16 protein-coding genes are annotated in these 17,783 nt (G+C 71.6%); 8 read left to right on the top strand and 8 right to left on the bottom strand.

The window, feature by feature from the left end:
• Position 1 precedes the first annotated feature (1 nt).
• Genes ON30_RS23465 through zapE form a run of 3 tightly spaced genes read right to left on the bottom strand, consistent with a single transcriptional unit; the run spans position 2 to position 2,632 of the window.
• On the bottom strand, positions 2-754 hold the full coding sequence (locus ON30_RS23465) for an alpha/beta fold hydrolase (protein ID WP_040710170.1): 753 nt from the start codon (positions 752-754) through the stop codon (positions 2-4).
• Positions 755-786: 32 nt separating this feature from the next.
• Positions 787-1,581, bottom strand: coding sequence for a tyrosine-protein phosphatase (locus tag ON30_RS23470; protein ID WP_040710172.1), 795 nt, complete (start codon positions 1,579-1,581; stop codon positions 787-789).
• A 31-nt stretch (positions 1,582-1,612) separates the two neighbouring features.
• The gene (zapE, locus tag ON30_RS23475) at positions 1,613-2,632 is read right to left on the bottom strand and encodes a cell division protein ZapE (protein ID WP_040710175.1); all 1,020 of its coding nucleotides are present in this window, start codon (positions 2,630-2,632) and stop codon (positions 1,613-1,615) included.
• A 35-nt stretch (positions 2,633-2,667) separates the two neighbouring features.
• Here zapE and ON30_RS23480 point away from each other — a divergent pair, with 35 nt between their 5' ends.
• From ON30_RS23480 to msrB, 4 genes are all read left to right on the top strand, one after another.
• Positions 2,668-3,429, top strand: coding sequence for a pyrimidine reductase family protein (locus ON30_RS23480; RefSeq protein ID WP_040710177.1), 762 nt, complete (start codon positions 2,668-2,670; stop codon positions 3,427-3,429).
• Positions 3,430-3,485: 56 nt separating this feature from the next.
• On the top strand, positions 3,486-5,030 hold the full coding sequence (locus ON30_RS23485) for an alpha/beta hydrolase (protein WP_040710179.1): 1,545 nt from the start codon (positions 3,486-3,488) through the stop codon (positions 5,028-5,030).
• Between the two features lie 80 nt (positions 5,031-5,110).
• Positions 5,111-6,466: a glycosyltransferase family 87 protein gene (locus ON30_RS23490; protein ID WP_245554186.1), complete on the top strand. Its 1,356-nt coding sequence runs from the start codon at positions 5,111-5,113 to the stop codon at positions 6,464-6,466.
• Positions 6,463-6,900, top strand: coding sequence for a peptide-methionine (R)-S-oxide reductase MsrB (gene msrB, locus ON30_RS23495; protein ID WP_040710181.1), 438 nt, complete (start codon positions 6,463-6,465; stop codon positions 6,898-6,900). Before ON30_RS23490 ends, msrB begins: the two co-directional genes overlap by 4 nt.
• Before the next feature lie 85 nt (positions 6,901-6,985).
• On the opposite strand, the gene hemQ is transcribed toward msrB, so the two are convergent.
• The 3 genes from hemQ to hemE form a co-directional block, all read right to left on the bottom strand.
• Complete coding sequence (gene hemQ / locus ON30_RS23500; RefSeq protein WP_040710183.1) at positions 6,986-7,681, bottom strand: hydrogen peroxide-dependent heme synthase; 696 nt, start codon at positions 7,679-7,681, stop codon at positions 6,986-6,988.
• Positions 7,682-7,729: 48 nt separating this feature from the next.
• Complete coding sequence (locus ON30_RS23505) at positions 7,730-9,097, bottom strand: protoporphyrinogen oxidase (protein ID WP_040710185.1); 1,368 nt, start codon at positions 9,095-9,097, stop codon at positions 7,730-7,732.
• An 88-nt stretch (positions 9,098-9,185) separates the two neighbouring features.
• Positions 9,186-10,241 carry a uroporphyrinogen decarboxylase gene (gene hemE / locus ON30_RS23510; protein WP_051029850.1) on the bottom strand — a complete coding sequence of 352 codons (1,056 nt, stop codon included), beginning with the start codon at positions 10,239-10,241 and terminating at the stop codon, positions 9,186-9,188.
• 239 nt (positions 10,242-10,480) lie between these two features.
• Here hemE and ON30_RS23515 point away from each other — a divergent pair, with 239 nt between their 5' ends.
• Together ON30_RS23515 and ON30_RS23520 are read left to right on the top strand one after the other, a co-directional pair.
• Positions 10,481-11,026, top strand: a complete 546-nt coding sequence (locus tag ON30_RS23515) for a DUF3000 domain-containing protein (RefSeq protein ID WP_051029866.1) — start codon at positions 10,481-10,483, stop codon at positions 11,024-11,026.
• Between the two features lie 28 nt (positions 11,027-11,054).
• Complete coding sequence (locus tag ON30_RS23520; RefSeq protein WP_040710188.1) at positions 11,055-12,335, top strand: ribonuclease D; 1,281 nt, start codon at positions 11,055-11,057, stop codon at positions 12,333-12,335.
• A gap of 4 nt (positions 12,336-12,339) precedes the next feature.
• Here the strand turns inward: ON30_RS23520 and dxs are convergent, their stop codons facing one another.
• Entirely contained in the window at positions 12,340-14,283 is a 1,944-nt protein-coding gene (gene dxs / locus ON30_RS23525) for a 1-deoxy-D-xylulose-5-phosphate synthase (protein ID WP_051029852.1), read from the bottom strand.
• 193 nt (positions 14,284-14,476) lie between these two features.
• On the opposite strand from dxs, the gene glsA reads away from it, so the two are divergent.
• Both glsA and ON30_RS23535 read left to right on the top strand, forming a co-directional pair.
• Positions 14,477-16,342, top strand: coding sequence for a glutaminase A (glsA, locus tag ON30_RS23530; RefSeq protein ID WP_083911617.1), 1,866 nt, complete (start codon positions 14,477-14,479; stop codon positions 16,340-16,342).
• A 26-nt stretch (positions 16,343-16,368) separates the two neighbouring features.
• Complete coding sequence (locus tag ON30_RS23535) at positions 16,369-17,061, top strand: SIMPL domain-containing protein (RefSeq protein WP_051029854.1); 693 nt, start codon at positions 16,369-16,371, stop codon at positions 17,059-17,061.
• A gap of 29 nt (positions 17,062-17,090) precedes the next feature.
• Here ON30_RS23535 and ON30_RS23540 read toward each other — a convergent pair.
• Positions 17,091-17,783 (bottom strand): class I SAM-dependent methyltransferase (locus tag ON30_RS23540; RefSeq protein ID WP_169334946.1); only part of this gene is annotated, 693 nt, incomplete at its 5' end.

The raw sequence follows: 17,783 nt of genomic DNA on the forward strand, positions 1-17,783 counted from the left end.
CCTACTTCACGAACTCCACCAGGGCCGCGGCGAATTCGGGGGCGGCCACGGCGAGCATGTGCTCACCCGGCACCACCACCGCGCGGCCGTCGGGTAGCGCGGCGGCCAGCCGGTCGGGTTCCACGGCCAGCGGATCCTCCGCGCCGGCCAGCACCAGCGTGGGCGCCGTGATCCCGTCCAGCGCGCCGATCGGCCGGTCGTCCAAGCCGGCCGCGACCGCGCGGATGGCGGCCCGATCCGCGCCGAGCACGTCGGCCAGGAAACGGAACTTCGCGGCCAGCGGCGGCACGTCGACGGGCTCGTCGCCCATCGCCGCGATCAGCGACCCGAGCTCGATCGCGCGCCGGTCGATGCCGCCGCAGTCGATGACCCCCGACCCGATCCCGCCGACCACCAGGCGACGCACGCGGGTGTCCTGTGCGGCCACCAGCAGCGAGATCACCCCGCCCATCGAGTAGCCCACCTGCACGACCTCGTCCAAGCCCAGTTCGTCGTAGAGGGCGCGCACGTCCTTGGCCATCCCGGTCCAGGTGTAGGGCGCCGGGTCGTGCGGCTTGTCCGAGCGGCCGTGCCCGCGCGCGTCGAGGGAGATCACCGTGCGCCCGATGCCCTGCAACGCGGCGACCACGCCGGTGCTCATCCAGTTGGCGTTGGTGTCGCCGACGACGCCGTGCTGCAACACGATCGGCGTGCCCTCGCCCTCCCACACGCGGTAGGAGAGCTCGAGTCCGTCCCAGGTCCTGAACTTCGTCATGGCCGCATCCTAGGCAGCCGCGCCCGTCTGTCTCAGGCGAGCATCTTGGCGCGCAGCGCGGCGACCTCGGCCTCGGACAGGCCCAGACCGTCGCGCACGTAGGTGTCGAAATCGCCGTAACTGCGGTCGACCTGCGCGAAGGCGGCGTCCAACCATGCCGACTGTACGCCGTTGAGGCCGTCGTTCGCGTCGGCGTGCCGGTAGAGGTTGGACAGCAGGTAGTCCTGGCGCACCGTCTCGCGGTCCACGCCGAGCACCGTCAGCAGCACCGCCGAGGTCCAGCCGGTGCGATCCTTGCCCGCCGTGCAGTGGTAGAGCACGGCGCCGTCGCGGGTGGTGAGGATGTCGCGCAGGATCGAGGCGAATCCGGCGTTCGCGCCGGGCGCGGTGACGAATGCGGTGTAGAGGTCGCTGCCGCCGACCAGGGTGGTCAGCAGCGTCTGCGGCGGGGCCTGCCCCACCACGTCGGCCACCTGCGCCCGCGCGCCCGCCGGGACGCGGTCCGGCGCGATGGTCCGCTCGAAGACGGTGCGCAGATCGTCGACCACCGTCACGCCGCGCTCGCTCAGCACGGCCAGATCGGCGGGCGTGGCGCCGGAGAGCTGTCCGGTGCGGTAGACCAGCCCGGTGCGCACCCAGCGTCCGTCCACGGTCCGGTAGCCGCCCGCGTCGCGGGCGTTCTGCACGCCTTGCAGATCGAGCGATCGGTCGACGCTCGTCCGCGCCGCCGCGGGCGGTTCGGCGAGGGCGGGCGCGGCGGCGGGGCCGAGCACCAGGGCAAGGCCGGTGCCCGCCGCCAGGCAGGCGTTGCGGACGCGGGGCGACATCACGGTGATCGGACTCCTTCGAAACGGAATGTCAGGCCGTCGCGGCCTCGAACCGGGACAGCGCCAGCAGTCGGGAGACGGCGCGCAGGTACTTCTTGCGGTAGCCGCCGTCGAGCATCTCCTGGGAGAAGATCTCGTCCAGTTTGGCGCCGGAGACGGTGACCGGCACGCCCGCGTCGTAGAGGCGATCTGCCAGCACCACGATGCGCAGCGCCACGGCCTGGTCGGTGACCGGGTGCACCCCCGCGATGAACACCGCCGAGACGCCGGCGATCAGCGCGCCGTACTTGGACGGGTGCAGGGTGCTCAGATGCTTCAGCAGCTCGTCGAAGTCGTCGAGGGTAGCGTGCGGGGTCGCGGCGGCCCGTTCGGTGAGCACGGCGGGCGCGGCCGGATCGGGGGCGGGCGGCAGGTCGCGGTGCCGGTAGTCCGGTCCGTCGACGCGCACCGCCTCGAAGATCGAGCCGAGTTTCTTGATCTCGCGCAGGAAATCCTGCGCGGCGAAACGGCCTTCGCCCAACTGCCCCGGCAGCGTGTTCGAGGTGGCGGCGATGGAGACCCCGCGCGCGGACAGTTCGGTCAGCAGCCGCGAGACCAGCATGGTGTCGCCGGGATCGTCGAGCTCGAATTCGTCGATGCACAGCACGCTGTTGCCCGCCAGGCGCTCGACGGCGTTGTTGAACCCGAGCGCGCCGACGAGGTTGGTCAGTTCGCCGAAGGTGCCGAAGGACTTCGGGGCGGGCGCGTTGTGGAAGATCGAGGCGAGCAGGTGGGTCTTGCCGACGCCGAAGCCGCCGTCGAGGTAGAGCCCGGCCCCGCTGACGACCTTCTTCTTCCCGAACAACGTCTTCTTGTTGACCGTCTGGTGGATCTTGGCGACCTGCCGGGAGAACTCCTCGCCCTTGCGCACGGCGGCGGCCTGCGAGGGCTCCCCGGGCGCGGGAATGTAGGAGTCGAAACTGACTTCGTCGAACATGGGCGGCGGCACCATCTGGGCGACGAGCTGATCCGCCGGAACCTCAGGGTGGCGATCGACGAGGCGTTCTTGCATGGACGAAGCCTAGTAACGTGGTGTGATGTCGTCTCATGCAGCGTATCCACAATGCGATCCAGCTCACAGAGCTGAGCGCCGACGACCTGGCACAGCTGTACGCCTACCCGAGTTCGCTCGACCGTCCCTGGGTCCGTGCGAATTTCGTCTCCAGCATCGACGGGGCCGCCACCAGCGGTGACCTGTCGGGTGGACTCGGCACCCAGGCCGACCGCACGGTCTTCATGCTGCTGCGCGATCTGGCCGACGTCGTCCTGGTCGGCGCGGGCACGGTGCGCGCCGAGAACTACGGCGGCGCGCGCGGTGCGGCCGGGCTGCGGCGCGCGCTGCACCGGCGCGGCGCGGGCGGTCATCCCGACGGGTCGCCGCCGCCGATCGCCGTGGTGACCTCGAGCGCCGGGCTCGACCCGGACAGCCGCCTGTTCCACGACACCGCCGTCCCCCCGCTGATCATCACCACCGCGATCGCGCCCGCCGACCGCAAACGCCGCCTGGCCGAGGCGGGCGGTGAGGTCATCGAGGCGGGCGGTGTCGCGGTCACCCCGAAGGCGTTGCTGAGCACCCTCGCCGAGCGCGGTCTGCACCGGGTGCTGTGCGAGGGCGGACCGAGCCTGTTCGGCGAACTGCTGGCCGCCGACAGCGTCGACGAATTGTGCCTGACCACCGCTCCGGTGCTGGTCGGCGGTTCGGCGCGGCGAATCTCGCTGTCGGCCCACGAGTTCGGTCGCCCCATGGATCGCAGGCACGTGCTGCTCGACGCCGACGGCACCGTGCTCACCCGGTGGGTCCGGCGGTGAGCCGCCCGCGCCCACCGCGTGTGAAACGGTCGGACGAACCTGGCAGGCTGTAACGCATGCGCTGGACCCGAGCCGCCGTGGCCGCGGCACTCACGATCACGATCGCGGGCTGCGGTGCGGGCCCGTCGGACCGCCCCGGGGTCGCCGTCGAGCGTCCGGCGGTCGGTGACGTGGCGCCCACCTCGGTCGCGCCGCCGCCACCGCCGACCGCCGAACTGCCCAAGTCGGATCTGAGCTGGCGCGATTGCACGGCCGCCACCGTCGACCAGTTGGGGCTGGGTCCCGCCCCCGCGGGCCTGATCCTCGAATGCGCCGAATACTCCACACCCATCGATTACGAGGGCGCGGTGCTCGGCAGTTTCCGCGCGGGCGCGCTGCGGGCCCGACTCGACCGCACCCCGAATGTCGCACCGGTGGTGCTGACCTCGGGGACCGACCGCTCCTCGACCGCCACACTGGCCGGGATGGCCGTGGGCGGCAGCGCGCTGCTGGCCGAACGTCCCGTCGTCGCGGTGGACCGCCGCGGTCTGGGCACCTCGCAGGCGATCGACTGCCTGCCCACCCTGGTGCGTCGCGGCCTGGCCGACAACGGGCAGTTCGGCCCGGAGGCCGATGCGCCGATCGAGGCGATGACCGGCTACAGCCAGGACGGCACCATCGCCTGCCGCGACTTCCTCCAGCCCTACGAAGGCACCTTCGACGCCCCGCACGCCGCCGACGACATCGAGCAGTTGCGCAAGCAGTGGCAGGTCCAGCACATCGACCTGATCGGCAGCGGCAACGGCGCGCGCGTCGCGCTGAGCTACGCGCGCCGCTTCGGCGACCACCTGTCCCGGCTGATCCTGGACTCCCCCGAACCGATCGCCGACGCCGTCACCCGCGAAGACCAGCGATTGCAGGGCGCGGAGGCGGCGCTGTCGGCGTTCGCGCAACGCTGCGTCGGCCTCGGCTGCTCACTGGGCCCCGATCCGCGCGCCGCGATCACCGCACTGGTCACCCGGGCGGGCGAGGGCGGCCTCGGCGACATCTCGGCGAACGCCTTGCTGACCGGCATCACCGGCTTCCTCGGCGCACCGCGCGCCGACCAGTCCGCGCGCGTGGCCGAACTGGCCGACGCGCTCTCGGCCGCCGGTCGCGGCGACCGCGCCGCGCTGAACACCCTCATCCAGCGCGAGACCGCCGCCACCGCGAGCGACGGCCAGTTCGTCAACCGGTGCACCGACACCCAGCAACCCCCCACCCCGGTCAAGGCCCAGGAGCTGACGACCACGTGGGGTCAGAAATATCCGGTGTTCGGCCGTTCGGCCGCGATCGCGCTCATGGAGTGCGCGGCCTGGCCGGTGGCGAGCGCGCCGCCGCTGCCGGAGAAGCTGAACCTGCCGGTCCTGGTGCTCAGCGGGGTCGCCGACCCGGTGGTGGGCAACGGCGGAACCTCCTCGGTGACCGGTGCGCTCGGCGCGGCCGGGGCCACCCACGCCACCGTCGCCTGGCAGGGCTGGGGGCATCCGGTGCTCACCCACTCGGCGTGCGCCCAGCGCGCGGTCCTGGGCTATCTGAAGGACGCGAAGCTGCCCGGCGACGGCACCGCCTGCCCCGCCTGAGCCGTTCCGTGGCCGGTCGAAGGCCCACTCGGACAGGTCCCGGCAACCTGCGCGGCGGCGTTTCGGTGTACCGTGCCCCAGTGTTGTTTCGACAGCTCGAGCCGCGCACCGCTCGAACCACCGCCGAGGTGATCAAGTTCGCCTTGTGGCCCCTCGCGGTCATGACCGTGCTGAACCGGGTCTTCATCAAGGCGGTCAACGGGTTCGTCACCGACGACTTCCGCCCCGTCTACAACGCGTCGCTGGCCTTCCTCAACGGCCGACCGGTGTACACGGCGAACTTCGATTCTGTCGACCCGCACTACCTCTACCCCCCGGGCGGAACACTGGTCATCGCGCCGCTGGCGCTGATCGACCCCGAGAAGTCGCGCTGGTGCTTCATCCTGCTCAACGCCGCGGCGATCCTGCTGGCCTGGTACCTGCTGCTGCGCCTGTTCCGGTACACGCTGAAATCGGTGGCCGCCCCCGCGCTGCTGCTGGCGATGTTCACCTCCGAGACCGTCATCAACACGCTGGTCTTCACCAATGTCAACGGCTGCATCCTGCTCGCCGAACTGGCGTTCCTGCACCTGCTGTTGCGCCGCAGAGATCTGTGGGCGGGCGTGGTGCTCGGGCTGAGCATCACGATCAAACCCACACTCGCGCCGCTGATCCTGATCGCCGCCGCGCGCAGACAGTGGAAGGTGTTCATCACCGCGATCGGCGTCCCGGTGGTGATGACGGCGATCGCGTGGCCGTTGATCGAGGACACCGACCAGTTCGTCACCCGGACCTTGCCGTACCTGCTCGAGAGCCGGGACTACTTCAACAGCGCGATCTCCGGCAACGCCGCCTACTACGGCCTGCCCGACTGGCTGACCCTGGGCATGCGCCTGATCATGGCGGTGCTGGTCGCGATCTCGCTGTGGCTGCTGTATCGCTACTACCGCCACGACGAACTGTTCTTCGTCACGACCTCCTCCGGCGTCCTGCTCACCGCCATCTTCCTGCTGTCGGGGCTGGGCCAGATGTACTACTCGATGATGCTGTTCCCGCTGCTGATGTCGGTGGTGCTGCGCAATTCGGTGATGCGGAACTGGCCCGCCTGGCTCGCGGTCTTCGGGTTCATGTCCTACGACAAATGGCTCTCGGACCGCTGGCAGAGCATCGGCCGCAACCTGGAGTACCTGCGGATCACCTTCGGCTGGACGCTGCTGCTGATCGTCGTGTTCTGCGTGCTGGGCGAACGCTATCTGGCGGCCCGCCGCGACGGCAGGCTCGCGACCGGCGTCATCGATCCGCCGTGGATGGCGAGCGCGCCCGATTCCCGCGACCAGTCGCCCGAGCCCGCCGAAGCGCCGTCGTCGCCGGTCACGCCGCCGCGCGAGGCCTCGGTCACCGGGCCGCGCAACGGAGCGACCCCCAGGGAGGAGAAACGTATTAGCGTGGAGCCATGAGTGCCGACGCCGATACGTCCTCACCCCGCATCCAGCTCACGCCCCAGGAATGGAAGGCGCGGCTGAATCCACAGGAATACGCGGTGCTGCGCGAGGCCGCCACCGAACGCCCCTTCGTCGGGGAATACACCGACACCACCACCGAAGGCGTCTACGCCTGCCGGGCCTGCGGCGCCGAACTGTTCCGCAGCACCGAGAAATTCGAATCGCACTGCGGGTGGCCGTCGTTCTTCGATCCCAAGGAGTCCGACGCGGTGATCCTGCGCTCCGACGACACCCTGGGCATGCACCGCGTCGAGGTGCTGTGCGCGAACTGCCACAGCCACCTCGGCCACGTGTTCGAGGGCGAGGGATACAACACGCCCACCGACAAGCGCTACTGCATCAACTCGATCGCGCTGCGACTGCACCCCTCGGACAGCGCAGCGCGGTGAGCCGGGGGCTGTGCGCTGCGGGAAGTGTACGGGGTCGGGCAACCACCCCGCACGCCCCGAATTGCCGGGGCGCGCGGAGCCTCGCTCAGGGCAGCGCGGCGATCAGCGCGTCGAGTTCGACGCGCGGACCGGTGTAGAACGGGATCTCCTCGCGCACGTGCAACCGCGCCTCGGTCGCCCGCAGATCGCGCATCAGATCCACGATGCGGTGCAGCTCGGGAGCCTCGAAGGCCAGGATCCACTCGTAGTCGCCGAGTGCGAACGAACTGACCGTGTTGGCGCGCACGTCCGGATAGCCGCGCGCGGCCTTGCCGTGGTCGGCGAGCATCTTGCGACGCTCCTCGTCGGGCAGCAGATACCAGTCGTAGGACCGCACGAACGGGTACACGCAGATGTAGGCCCCCGGATCCTCGCCCGCCAGGAAGGCCGGGATGTGGCTCTTGTTGAATTCGGCCGGGCGGTGCAGCGCCACGTTGCTCCACACCGGGGTGCTCGCACGGCCCAGTTCGGTGGTGCGGCGGAAATCGGCGTAGGCGGCTTGCAGATCCTCGACGCGCTCGGCGTGCGACCAGATCATGAAATCGGCGTCGGCGCGCAGTCCGGCGACGTCGTAGACGCCGCGCACCACCACGTCCTTCTCGGCCAAGCCGTCGAAGAACGCGCGCGCGTCGGCGATCGCCTTGGCGCGGTCCTCACCGAGCACCCCCGGCCTCACCTGGAACACCGAGAACATCAGATAGCGAATGGTGGAGTTGAGGGCCTGGTAGTCGAGTCGCGCCATGAGTCCTATGGTGCCACTGCGCGCGCCGCTCGCGCGGGGTGCCCCGGGTCAGCGGGGCGGCGCCGGGGAAACGGCAGCGGCGGCGGCGATCTCGCGCGCGGCGCGCTCGCCCGACGCGACGCAGGCGGGGACGCCGACCCCGTGCAGATAGGCGCCGGCAACGGTCAGCCCGTCCAGGTAGGCCACTCCGGCTTCGATCGCCGCCACCCGGCCGAGATGACCGGGCGCGTACTGGGCCAGCCCCCCGCGCCAGCGCTGCACCCGCGCGGCCACCGGAGTCGCTTCCACGCCCGTGACGACGGCCAGATCGGCGACCGCCGCCTCGATCAACTCCGCGTCGGAGCGGTCCAGGACCGCGTCGTCGCCGAATTTGCCGAACGAGGCGCGCACCAGCGCCGTCTCCCGGGCGGCCAGATGCGGCCACTTGCGGCTGGACAGCGTGAACGCCTTGGCGCGCAGCGGTTCTCCGGTGGCCACGAGAATGCCCGAATTCTGCGGTAGGGCCGTGTCGCGAGGCAGGGCCAGCGCGACCACCACCGACGAGGACAGCTCGATGTCCGCGGCGGCCGCGGCGGAGTCGGGGGCGACCTCGCGCAGCAACTCGGCGGTGACCGGGGCCGGGGTCGCCAGCACCACGGCGTCGACCGCGCCCACCGGTTCCACGAGCCACCCGCGCACGGCCCGGGTGACGGGGCCCGCCGGCACCCCGGTGACGATCCGCGCGCCCGACGCCTCGACGAGCGCGCGCAACAGCACGCCGTACCCGTCGCGCAGGCCGCCGAAGACGGGCGCGGTCGAGGGCGGCGGCAGGGCCGCGCCCACCGCGGCGGTCAAGCTGGTCGCGCCCGCGTCCAGGGCCGCTGCCAAGGTCGGCAGGGCCGCGCGGACGCCGATCGAGCGGGAACTGCCCGCATAGACGCCGCCCAGCAGCGGGTCGACGCTGCGTTCGGCGACCTGCGCGCCGAAACGATCGGCCACCAGGCCGTACACGTCGACGTCCGCGCCCGGCTCCCAGGACAGTGGCCGGTCGGGTTCGGCCGCGACGCGGGCCAGGGTGTCCGCGTCGACCAGGCCGCGCACGGACTCCGCGCCGGACGGGATGCCCATGAGGGTGCCTTCGGGCAAGGGGTGCGCCGCGCCGCCCGACCACACCAGCGGCCTGCGACCGGCCGGGTACACCAACTGGTCGGACAGGCCGAGTTCGGCGAGCAGGCGCGGCACCTCCGGGCGACGCCCCACGAACGCCTCGGCTCCCAGGTCGAACGGTGCGCCGGCCAACTCGCCGGTCAGCAGCACGCCGCCCAGTCGCTCCCGGTGTTCGACCAGGACGATCTCGGCCTCGGTTCCGAGCAAGGCGCGCAGGCGGTAGGCCGCCGTCAGGCCGCTGACACCGCCACCGATCACCGCGATCCTCATGCCGCCGACATTACCGCCCACGGACACCGCGACAGCCGTGGGAAGGATCTCCCCCACCGGCCGGCGGACTCGTCGGCGGGTAAAGGGGTCAGAGTTCGTGGATGAGCTGCACCAGGTCGGTCAGCACGGCCGGGTCGGTATCGGGCAGCACGCCGTGACCGAGGTTGAAGATGTGCCCCGTGGCGCCCAACACGATCGCCTCGTCGGCTTCGCGGGCGATGCGACGCGCGTGCTCCTCGACCGCGGCGCTCCCGGCGAACAGCACGGCCGGATCGAGGTTGCCCTGCAACGCTTTTCCGGCGCCGACCCGCCGCACGGCCTGGTTCAGCGGGATCCGCCAGTCGACGCCGACCACGTCGGCCCCGGCCTCGCCCATCGCGCCCAGCAGTTCGCCGGTGCCCACGCCGAAGTGGATACGCGGGATGCCCGCGTCGGCGACCTCGGCGAAGACCCGCTCCGAATGCGGCAGCACGAACGCGCGGTAATCGGACTCCGACAGCGCGCCCGCCCACGAGTCGAACAGTTGGATCGCGTCCACGCCCGCCGCGATCTGGGCCTGCAGGAAGGCGATGGTGATGTCGGTGAGCGCGCCCAGCAGCGCGTGCCAGGTCGCCGGGTCGGCGTACATCATCGCCTTGGTGCGTTCGTGGTTCTTGCTCGGACCGCCCTCGACCAGATAGGAGGCCAGGGTGAACGGCGCGCCCGCGAACCCGATGAGCGGCGTCTCGCCGAGCGCGTCGGTCAGCAGGCGCACGCCCTCGGTCACCGCGCCCACGTCCTCGGGGCGCAGGCGCGGCAGCGCGCGCACGTCCTCGACGGTGCGCACCGGGGAGGCGACGACCGGGCCGACGCCGGGCACGATGTCCAGGTCGATGCCCGCCGCCTTGAGCGGAACGACGATGTCGGAGAACAGGATCGCCGCGTCGACGCCGTGCCTGCGGATCGGCTGCATGGTGATCTCGCAGACCAGTTCCGGGTCGAAGCAGGACTCGAGCATCCCGACGCCCTTGCGCACTTCGCGGTACTCGGGCAGCGAACGTCCGGCTTGCCGCATGAACCAGACCGGACGCCTGCTGGGCGTGCCGCCGGTGGCGGCGGCCAGGAACGGGGCATCGGTCAACCGGCGGCGCGTGTGAGTGCTCATCACCGCACATCGTAGGCCCGGCACCCGACGAGCCGGCGAGTCGGCCGCCCCGCGACACGCGCGGGCGCGCGGCGCACCGGAACGGTCACCGTGGCCGCCGTATGCGGCGCGCCTCCGCACGCGTCACGGCCATCGGGTCTACCGTCGCACTCGTGACACCGCTCGACATCCGCGACGGCGCCGCACCGACCGAGGGATCCAGTGGCGAACCGGCTCCGTTCCGCGCCGCGGTCGAGGCGATGGGCTCCGCAACCGTGCACCCCCGGATCGAGCTCGCGCCCATCCGGCCCCCACAGCGACTGGCCCCGTACTCCTATGCCCTCGGCGCGGAGGTGGTGCACGCCGAAACACCGGTCGTCCCGGTCGATTCCGAGGGCGACGCGTTCGGCAGACTCATCCTGTTGCACGACCCCGACGGCGACGACACCTGGCACGGGATCTTCCGCCTGGTCGCCTACATCCAGGCCGACATCGACGCCGCGCTGGCCACCGACCCGCTGCTCCCCGAGGTCGCCTGGAGTTGGCTGGTCGACGCGCTCGAGTCGCGCACCGAACCGTTCACCGCGCTCGGCGGCACCGTCACCTCGACCAGTTCGGTCCGCTACGGTGACATCGCGGGCCCGCCGCGCGCGCACCAATTGGAACTGCGCGCCTCCTGGACGGCGATGACCACCGACATGCGACCGCACGTGGAGGCGTTCTGCGAAGTGCTCGCCTACTCGGCGGGTCTGCCGCCCGCGGGGATCACCCATCTGCGGCCGGACTCCTATACCAGCAACGACTGACACCCTCCGCCACGTAGAGTTCCCATCTATGCCGGTAGCAGATCAGCCCGACGACGGGCACATCGTGGGAGACAGCACAGCAGAGCCCCTGCTCGCCCCCGCCGATGGAGTGCCGCCGGTCCTGAACACCCCCGCCGAGATCCTCGACGCCGCCGCGCGCCTGTCCGCGGGCTCCGGCCCGTTGGCCGTGGACGCCGAACGCGCCTCCGGTTTCCGCTATTCCGCGCGCGCCTACCTGATCCAGCTACGCCGGGCCGGTGCGGGCACCTTCCTGATCGACCCGATTCCGGTCGCGGAGGATCTGGCTCCGCTGGCCGCGGCGATCAACGATCTGGAATGGGTGCTGCATTCGGCCGATCAGGATCTGCCGGGACTGGCCGAACTCGGCCTGCGTCCCGCGCGGTTGTTCGACACCGAACTGGGCGGCCGGATCGCGGGCTTCGAGCGGGTCGGACTGGCCGCGATGGTGGAGAAACTGTTGGGGCGCGCGCTGCGCAAGGGGCACGGCGCGGCGGACTGGTCGACCCGGCCGCTGCCCGACGAGTGGCTGAACTACGCCGCCCTGGACGTCGAGTTGCTGCTCGAGTTACGCGACGAAGTGGACCAGTCCTTACGCGACCAGGGCAAATCCGAGTGGGCCGCACAGGAATTCGAGCACATCAGGATCACCGAACCGCCCGCGCCCAAGGCCGACCGGTGGCGGCGGACCTCCGGCATCCACACCCTGCGCCGCGCCCGGCAACTGGCGGTGGTGCGCGAACTGTGGACCACCAGGGACCGGTTGGCGCGCGGCCGCGATGTCGCCCCCGCGCGAATCCTGCCCGATTCGGCGATCGTGGCCGCCGCGAACGCCGACCCGCGCACCATCGCCCAGTTACGCACGCTGCCGGTGTTCGGCGGGCCCCGGCAGCGGCGCTATTCGCGCGAGTGGTTGGCCGCCGTCGACCGGGCACGGGCCTTACCCGACACCGATCTGCCGCCGCTGACCCAACCCTTCGACGGACCGCCGCCGGTCAACCGCTGGGAACGCCGCGACCCGATCGCCTCGGCCCGACTGGCCAGGGCGCGGGCGGCGATGGGCGAATTGTCGACCGAGTACACGATCCCGGTCGAGAATCTGCTGTCCCCGGATCTGGTGCGCCGACTGTGCTGGGACGGGCTGACCGACTACGACCGCGGCGGCGACGCGGCGGAACTGGCCGCCGAGGTCGACCGCTATCTCGCGGCGGGCGGCGCGAGGCCATGGCAGCGCGAACTGGCGGTGCCGATGCTCACCAAAGCGCTGCCCGCACCGCCGCCCGTCGACTGAGCGTTCAGGCCGTGGTCGGCGCGTCCTGATCCGCGCGCAACGCCTGCACACGACCGGCGTCGAGCCAACCGGTGATACGCCGGGCGATATCGGGGGCGTCCAACCCCAGATCGGCCAGCACCTGACCGCGCGAGGCGTGCTCGAGGAATTCCTGCGGCACCCCGAGATCGCGGGTGGGGACATCGATTCCGGCCGCGCGCAACCGCGCCGAGGTGGTGGCGCCGATGCCGCCGTGCAGGCCGCTGTCCTCGAGGGTGACCACCAGTCGGTGGTTCTCGGCGAGTTTGACGATCGTGTCCGATACCGGCAGCACCCAGCGCGGGTCGACCACCGTCACCGAGATCCCTTCGGGCTCCAGCAGATCCGCGACCAGCAGCGCCGTCTGCGCGAACGCGCCGACGGCGACGAGCAGGACGTCACCGTGACGGGTGCGGTCCGGACCGTCGCCGGAGGCGGCCAGGCGCAGCACGTCCACGCCGTCGAACCGCTCCACGGCCGAGATGTCCTCGCCCACACTGCCTTTCGGGAAGCGCAGCACGGTGGGGCCGTCGTGCACGGCCAGCGCCTCGGCCAATTCCTCGCGCAGCGTCGCGGCGTCGCGCGGGGCGGCGACCCGGATGCCGGGAATGATGCCGAGCAGCGACAGATCCCACATGCCGTTGTGGCTCGCGCCGTCGGGACCGGTGATGCCCGCCCGATCCAGGACGACCGTCACCGGCTGCTTCAACAGCGCCACGTCCATGAGCAACTGGTCGAAGGCGCGGTTGAGGAAGGTCGAATAGATCGCGACCACCGGATGCAGACCGCCCAGGGCCAGACCGGCGGCCGAGGCCATCGCGTGCTGTTCGGCGATGCCAACGTCGAACATCCGCTCCGGGAAGCGCTCACCGAACGGCGCGAGCCCCGTCGGGCCGGGCATCGCGGCGGTGATGGCCACGATGTCCTCGCGGCGCTCGGCGTGCGCGATGAGCTCCTCGGAGAACACCGACGTCCAGCCCGGCGCCTTCTTTCCCGCCAGGGGACGTCCGGTGAGCGGGTCGATCGGATCGCAGGCGTGCATCTGATCGGCGACGTTCTTCTCCGCGTGCTCGTAGCCGCGCCCCTTCTGGGTGACCGCGTGCACCACCACGGGGCCGCCGAAATCCTTGGCGCGGCGCAGCGCCGCCTCGAGCGCGACGATGTCGTGGCCGTCGACCGGACCGACGTATTTCAGACCCAGGTCGCTGAACAGCTCCTGCGGGCTCACGGCGTCCTTGATGCCCGCCTTGACCGCGTGCACCATCGAATACGCCGACTCCCCGACCCGGGGAATGCTCTTGAGGATGCGCTTGCCCGCGTCGAGGGCGTGCTCGTAGGCGGGCTGGGTGCGCAGCGCCGTCAGCCGGTCGGCGAGGCCGCCGATGGTGGGCGCGTAGGAGCGGCCGTTGTCGTTGACCACGACGATCACGGGACGGTCGGGGGCCGCGGCGATGTTGTTCAGCGCCTCCCAGCACATGCCGCCGGTGAGCGCGCCGTCACCGACCACGGCGACCACGTGCCGGTCCTGACCGGTCAACGCGAAGGCTTTGGCCAGGCCGTCGGCGTAGGACAGCGAGGCCGAGGCGTGCGAGGACTCCACCCAGTCGTGCGCGCTCTCCGATCGGCTCGGATAGCCCGAGAGCCCGCCCTGCTGGCGCAGCGAGTCGAACTGGTCCTTGCGGCCGGTGAGGATCTTGTGCACGTAGGACTGGTGGCCGGTGTCGAAGATCAGCGGATCGGCGGGTGAGTCGAAGATCCGGTGCAGGGCGATGGTCAGCTCGACCACACCGAGGTTGGGGCCGAGATGTCCGCCCGACGCGGCGACCTTGCGCACCAGGAACTCGCGGATGTCCTCCGCCAGTTCGCGCAGCTGCGCCGCGCTCAGCCCGCGCAGATCGTCGGGTGTGTCGACCCGGGAAAGCACTCCCACCTGAACTCGCTCCCTCCGGATTGTGCGTCTGATCCGATCAGTCTACGGAGCCGCGGCGACACACTCCCCCGCCGTCGGGCCATCGCGACCGCGACCCCGCCCGGCGCCGCGCCCCGAGCCGGCCGATCGGCAGCCGCGGACACACGGTCGGGCTCGACCGCCGCACCCACGGTACCCGCCCTAAGGTGGTCGTGTGGCCGAGCCCGAGCAAGTGGTCCCCCGACCCGTCGACCCGGGCGTCGTGGCGCGCCTGGTCGCCGACGTCCACGAGCTGTGCCGGACCGACCGGTCCGGCGAGCCCGCCGACTACATCCCGGAATTGGCTGCGGTGCAGCCGAATTCGTTCGGACTGTGCCTGGCCACCGCCGACGGCCGCGTCTACGGCGCGGGCGACGTCGGTGAGATCTTTACCATCCAATCCATCTCCAAACCGTTCACCTACGCCCTGGCCCTGGCCGACCGCGGGGTGGCCACGGTGGCCGAGCACATCGACGTCGAACCCTCCGGCGAGGCGTTCAACGAGATCAGCCTGGACCCGGTGACCGAACGCCCGCGCAACCCGATGATCAACGCGGGCGCCATCACCGCCGCCTCCCTCGTCGCGGGCCGGGATTCGGCGGACCGCTTCGAGCGCGTCCGGCGCTGCTACTCGCGCTTCGCCGGGCGCGAACTCAGCGTCAACGACGCGGTCTACCGTTCCGAGGCCCGCACCGGCTACCGCAACCGCGCCATCGGCTACATGCTGCGCTCCTTCGGCATCATCGACTCCGACCCCGACGAGGCGGTCGACCGCTACTTCCGGCAGTGCTCGATCGACGTCTGCTGCCGTGACCTGGCGATCATGGCCGCGACGCTGGCCAACAACGGCGTCAACCCGCTGACCAGGGAACGCGCGCTGAGCGCCGACCTCACCGAACGCGTGCTCAGCGTCATGACCACCTGCGGGATGTACAACGCGGCGGGCGACTGGGTCACCACGGTCGGGCTGCCCGCCAAGAGCGGCGTCGGCGGCGGCATCCTGGCGGTGCTGCCCGGCCAGATCGGCATCGCCGTCTACTCGCCGCGCCTGGACTCACACGGCAACAGCGTGCGCGGCGTCGCCGCCTGCCGGGAGTTGTCGCGGCGGCTGGAACTGCACTTCCTGCACGTCAGCCGGGCGGCGCGGACCGCGATCCGCGCCGACTACACCGTCGCCGAGGTGCCCTCGCGGCTGCGGCGCAGCACCGAGGACGGCGAGGTGCTCGAACGGCACGGCGAACGCGCCCGCGTCTACCAACTCGACGGCGACCTGCTCTTCGCGGGCGCCGAGCGCGTGGTGCGCGCCATCGAGGCCAAGGCGGGCGACCTGGACGCGGTGGTCATCGATCTGCGCCGGGTCGGCGAGGTCAGTCGCATCGCCGTGGACATGCTGGACACGCTGCAACGCGAACTGGCGGCCGCCGGGTGCCGGACGGCGTTGGTGGACCCGGAAGCGCGCCTCGGGCACACGATGTCGGGCCTGCGGGCCGACGATCCGCGCGGCCGGGTCTTCATCGACCGCGACGCCGCCACCGAATGGTGCGAGGACCTGCTGCTCGCGCGCTACCGACCCGAGGGGGAGCAACCGTGCACGTCCATCACCGTCGAGGAGCATCCGGCGCTGGCGGCACTCGACGACGAGGCGCGCACCGCGTTGGCGAAGGAGTTCCGGGTGCGCACCGTCGCGCGCGGGGAGGTCATCGCCGAACGGGGCAGCGAGCGTTCGGGCCTGTACCTGATCCTGGAGGGGCGGGTGCGGCTGACCTTCGAAGGGGCCGATCAGCGGGTGCACCGCTTGGTCACGCTCACCGCGGGGATGTCCTTCGGCGAGATCCCGATGCTGGTCGGCACGCCGTTCGTCAACGAGGCCCGCGCCGAGAACCTCACCCGGGTGGCGGTGCTCGCCCCGGCCGCGTTCGACCGGCTCGCCGAGAACGCCCCGCAACTCAAACTCGCGCTGCTGGAACGACTGGCGGCGGGGGCCTACGCGCAGATGGACGCGGCGGTGCGGTCGATCGCCGTGCGCGGCGCGGATTACTGAACACGACCGCGGATCGGGAGGACACAGTGGGCGACAAGGACACAGCGGGCAAGGAGAAGGCGGCCGTCGCGACGGTGACCACGTTCGGACACGGCAGCGTGCGGGCGGTGCCGGATCTGATGCGGGTCACGGTGTCGATCGAGTCGCGGGCCGAACGGGTCGCGCTCGCCTACGGGCGGGCCGGTGAGCGGATCACCGCCGTCAGCGCGGCGCTGCGGGCCGCGGGCGTGGCCGACGTCGACATCGCGACCAGCGGGATCACGGTGCGCACCGAGACGGTGTGGACCGAAGGCAAGGGCAACCGGATCACCGGTTACGTCGCGGGCACCGACCTGACCGTGGTGTTGCGCGACATCGGCGAGGACGCCGACCCGGGACCGGCGGCGATCATCGCCGACTGTGTGGAGGCGGGCGGCGACGACGTGCGTCTGGGCGGGCTGGCGCTGACCGTGGCCGATCAGGCCGGCCTGCTGGCGCTGGCCCGCGACGCCGCCTGGGACGACGCCTTGGCCAAGGCCGCCCGGTACGCCGCGCGCGCCGCCCGCACCCTGGGCCCCGTCCTCGAGATCACCGAGGACACCCACAGCGCGCCCGTCGGGCCACGCTTGATGGCGGTGTCCGCGCCCTTGGAAGGCGTCGCGCGCGCCGCGGCGGTGCCGGTGGAGCGCGGTGAGAGCGAGATCACCGCCGACCTGCGGGCCACCTGGCACCTGGACTGAGCGCCGAGCGCGCCGTGGCGCACGCGCGTTCACGCCTCCAGCAGCGCCACGCATTCGACGTGGTGGGTTGCCGGGAAGGCGTCGAACGCGCGCACCTCGCGCAGCTTGTATCCGGCCGCGAGGTAGAGCCCGAGGTCGCGGGCGAAGGAGGCCGGATCGCAGCCGATGTGCACCACGCGCGTCGGACCGACTTCGCTCAGCGCCGCCACGACCTGTTTGCCCGCTCCCGCGCGCGGCGGATCGAGCACGACCACCTCCGGAGCCCGGCCGCCCGCGTGCCCGCTGATCCACCGTTCGACGCGGTCGGCCCGCAGGTCCAGCCAGGGCAGGTCGCGCAGCGCGGCGTGCCCGTCGGCGACGGCCGAACGCGCGGATTCCACCGCCAGCACCGAACCGTCCGGCCCGACCTGATCGGCCAGTCGCGCCGCGAACACGCCCGCGCCGCTGTAGAGATCCCAGGCGCGCTCCCCCGCGTCGAGACCGGCCCAGTCGGCGATCAGATCCGAATAGCACTGCGCCGCATCGCGATGGGCCTGCCAGAACCCGGTGGCGGACACCTCCCAGCGACGGCCCGCCACGTACTCCACCGCACGTCCCGACCCCGCGATCACCCATTCGTCGCGCGGAGCGTGCGCCGCCGCCCGGCGGGCCGCCGCACCCCGGCGTTCGTCGGCCGGTCGAGCCGGTTCCGGCCCCGCGTCGCGGCGCGCGGGACGACGAGC

The organism is Nocardia takedensis NBRC 100417 (assembly GCF_000308695.1).
Taxonomy (GTDB): domain Bacteria; phylum Actinomycetota; class Actinomycetes; order Mycobacteriales; family Mycobacteriaceae; genus Nocardia; species Nocardia takedensis.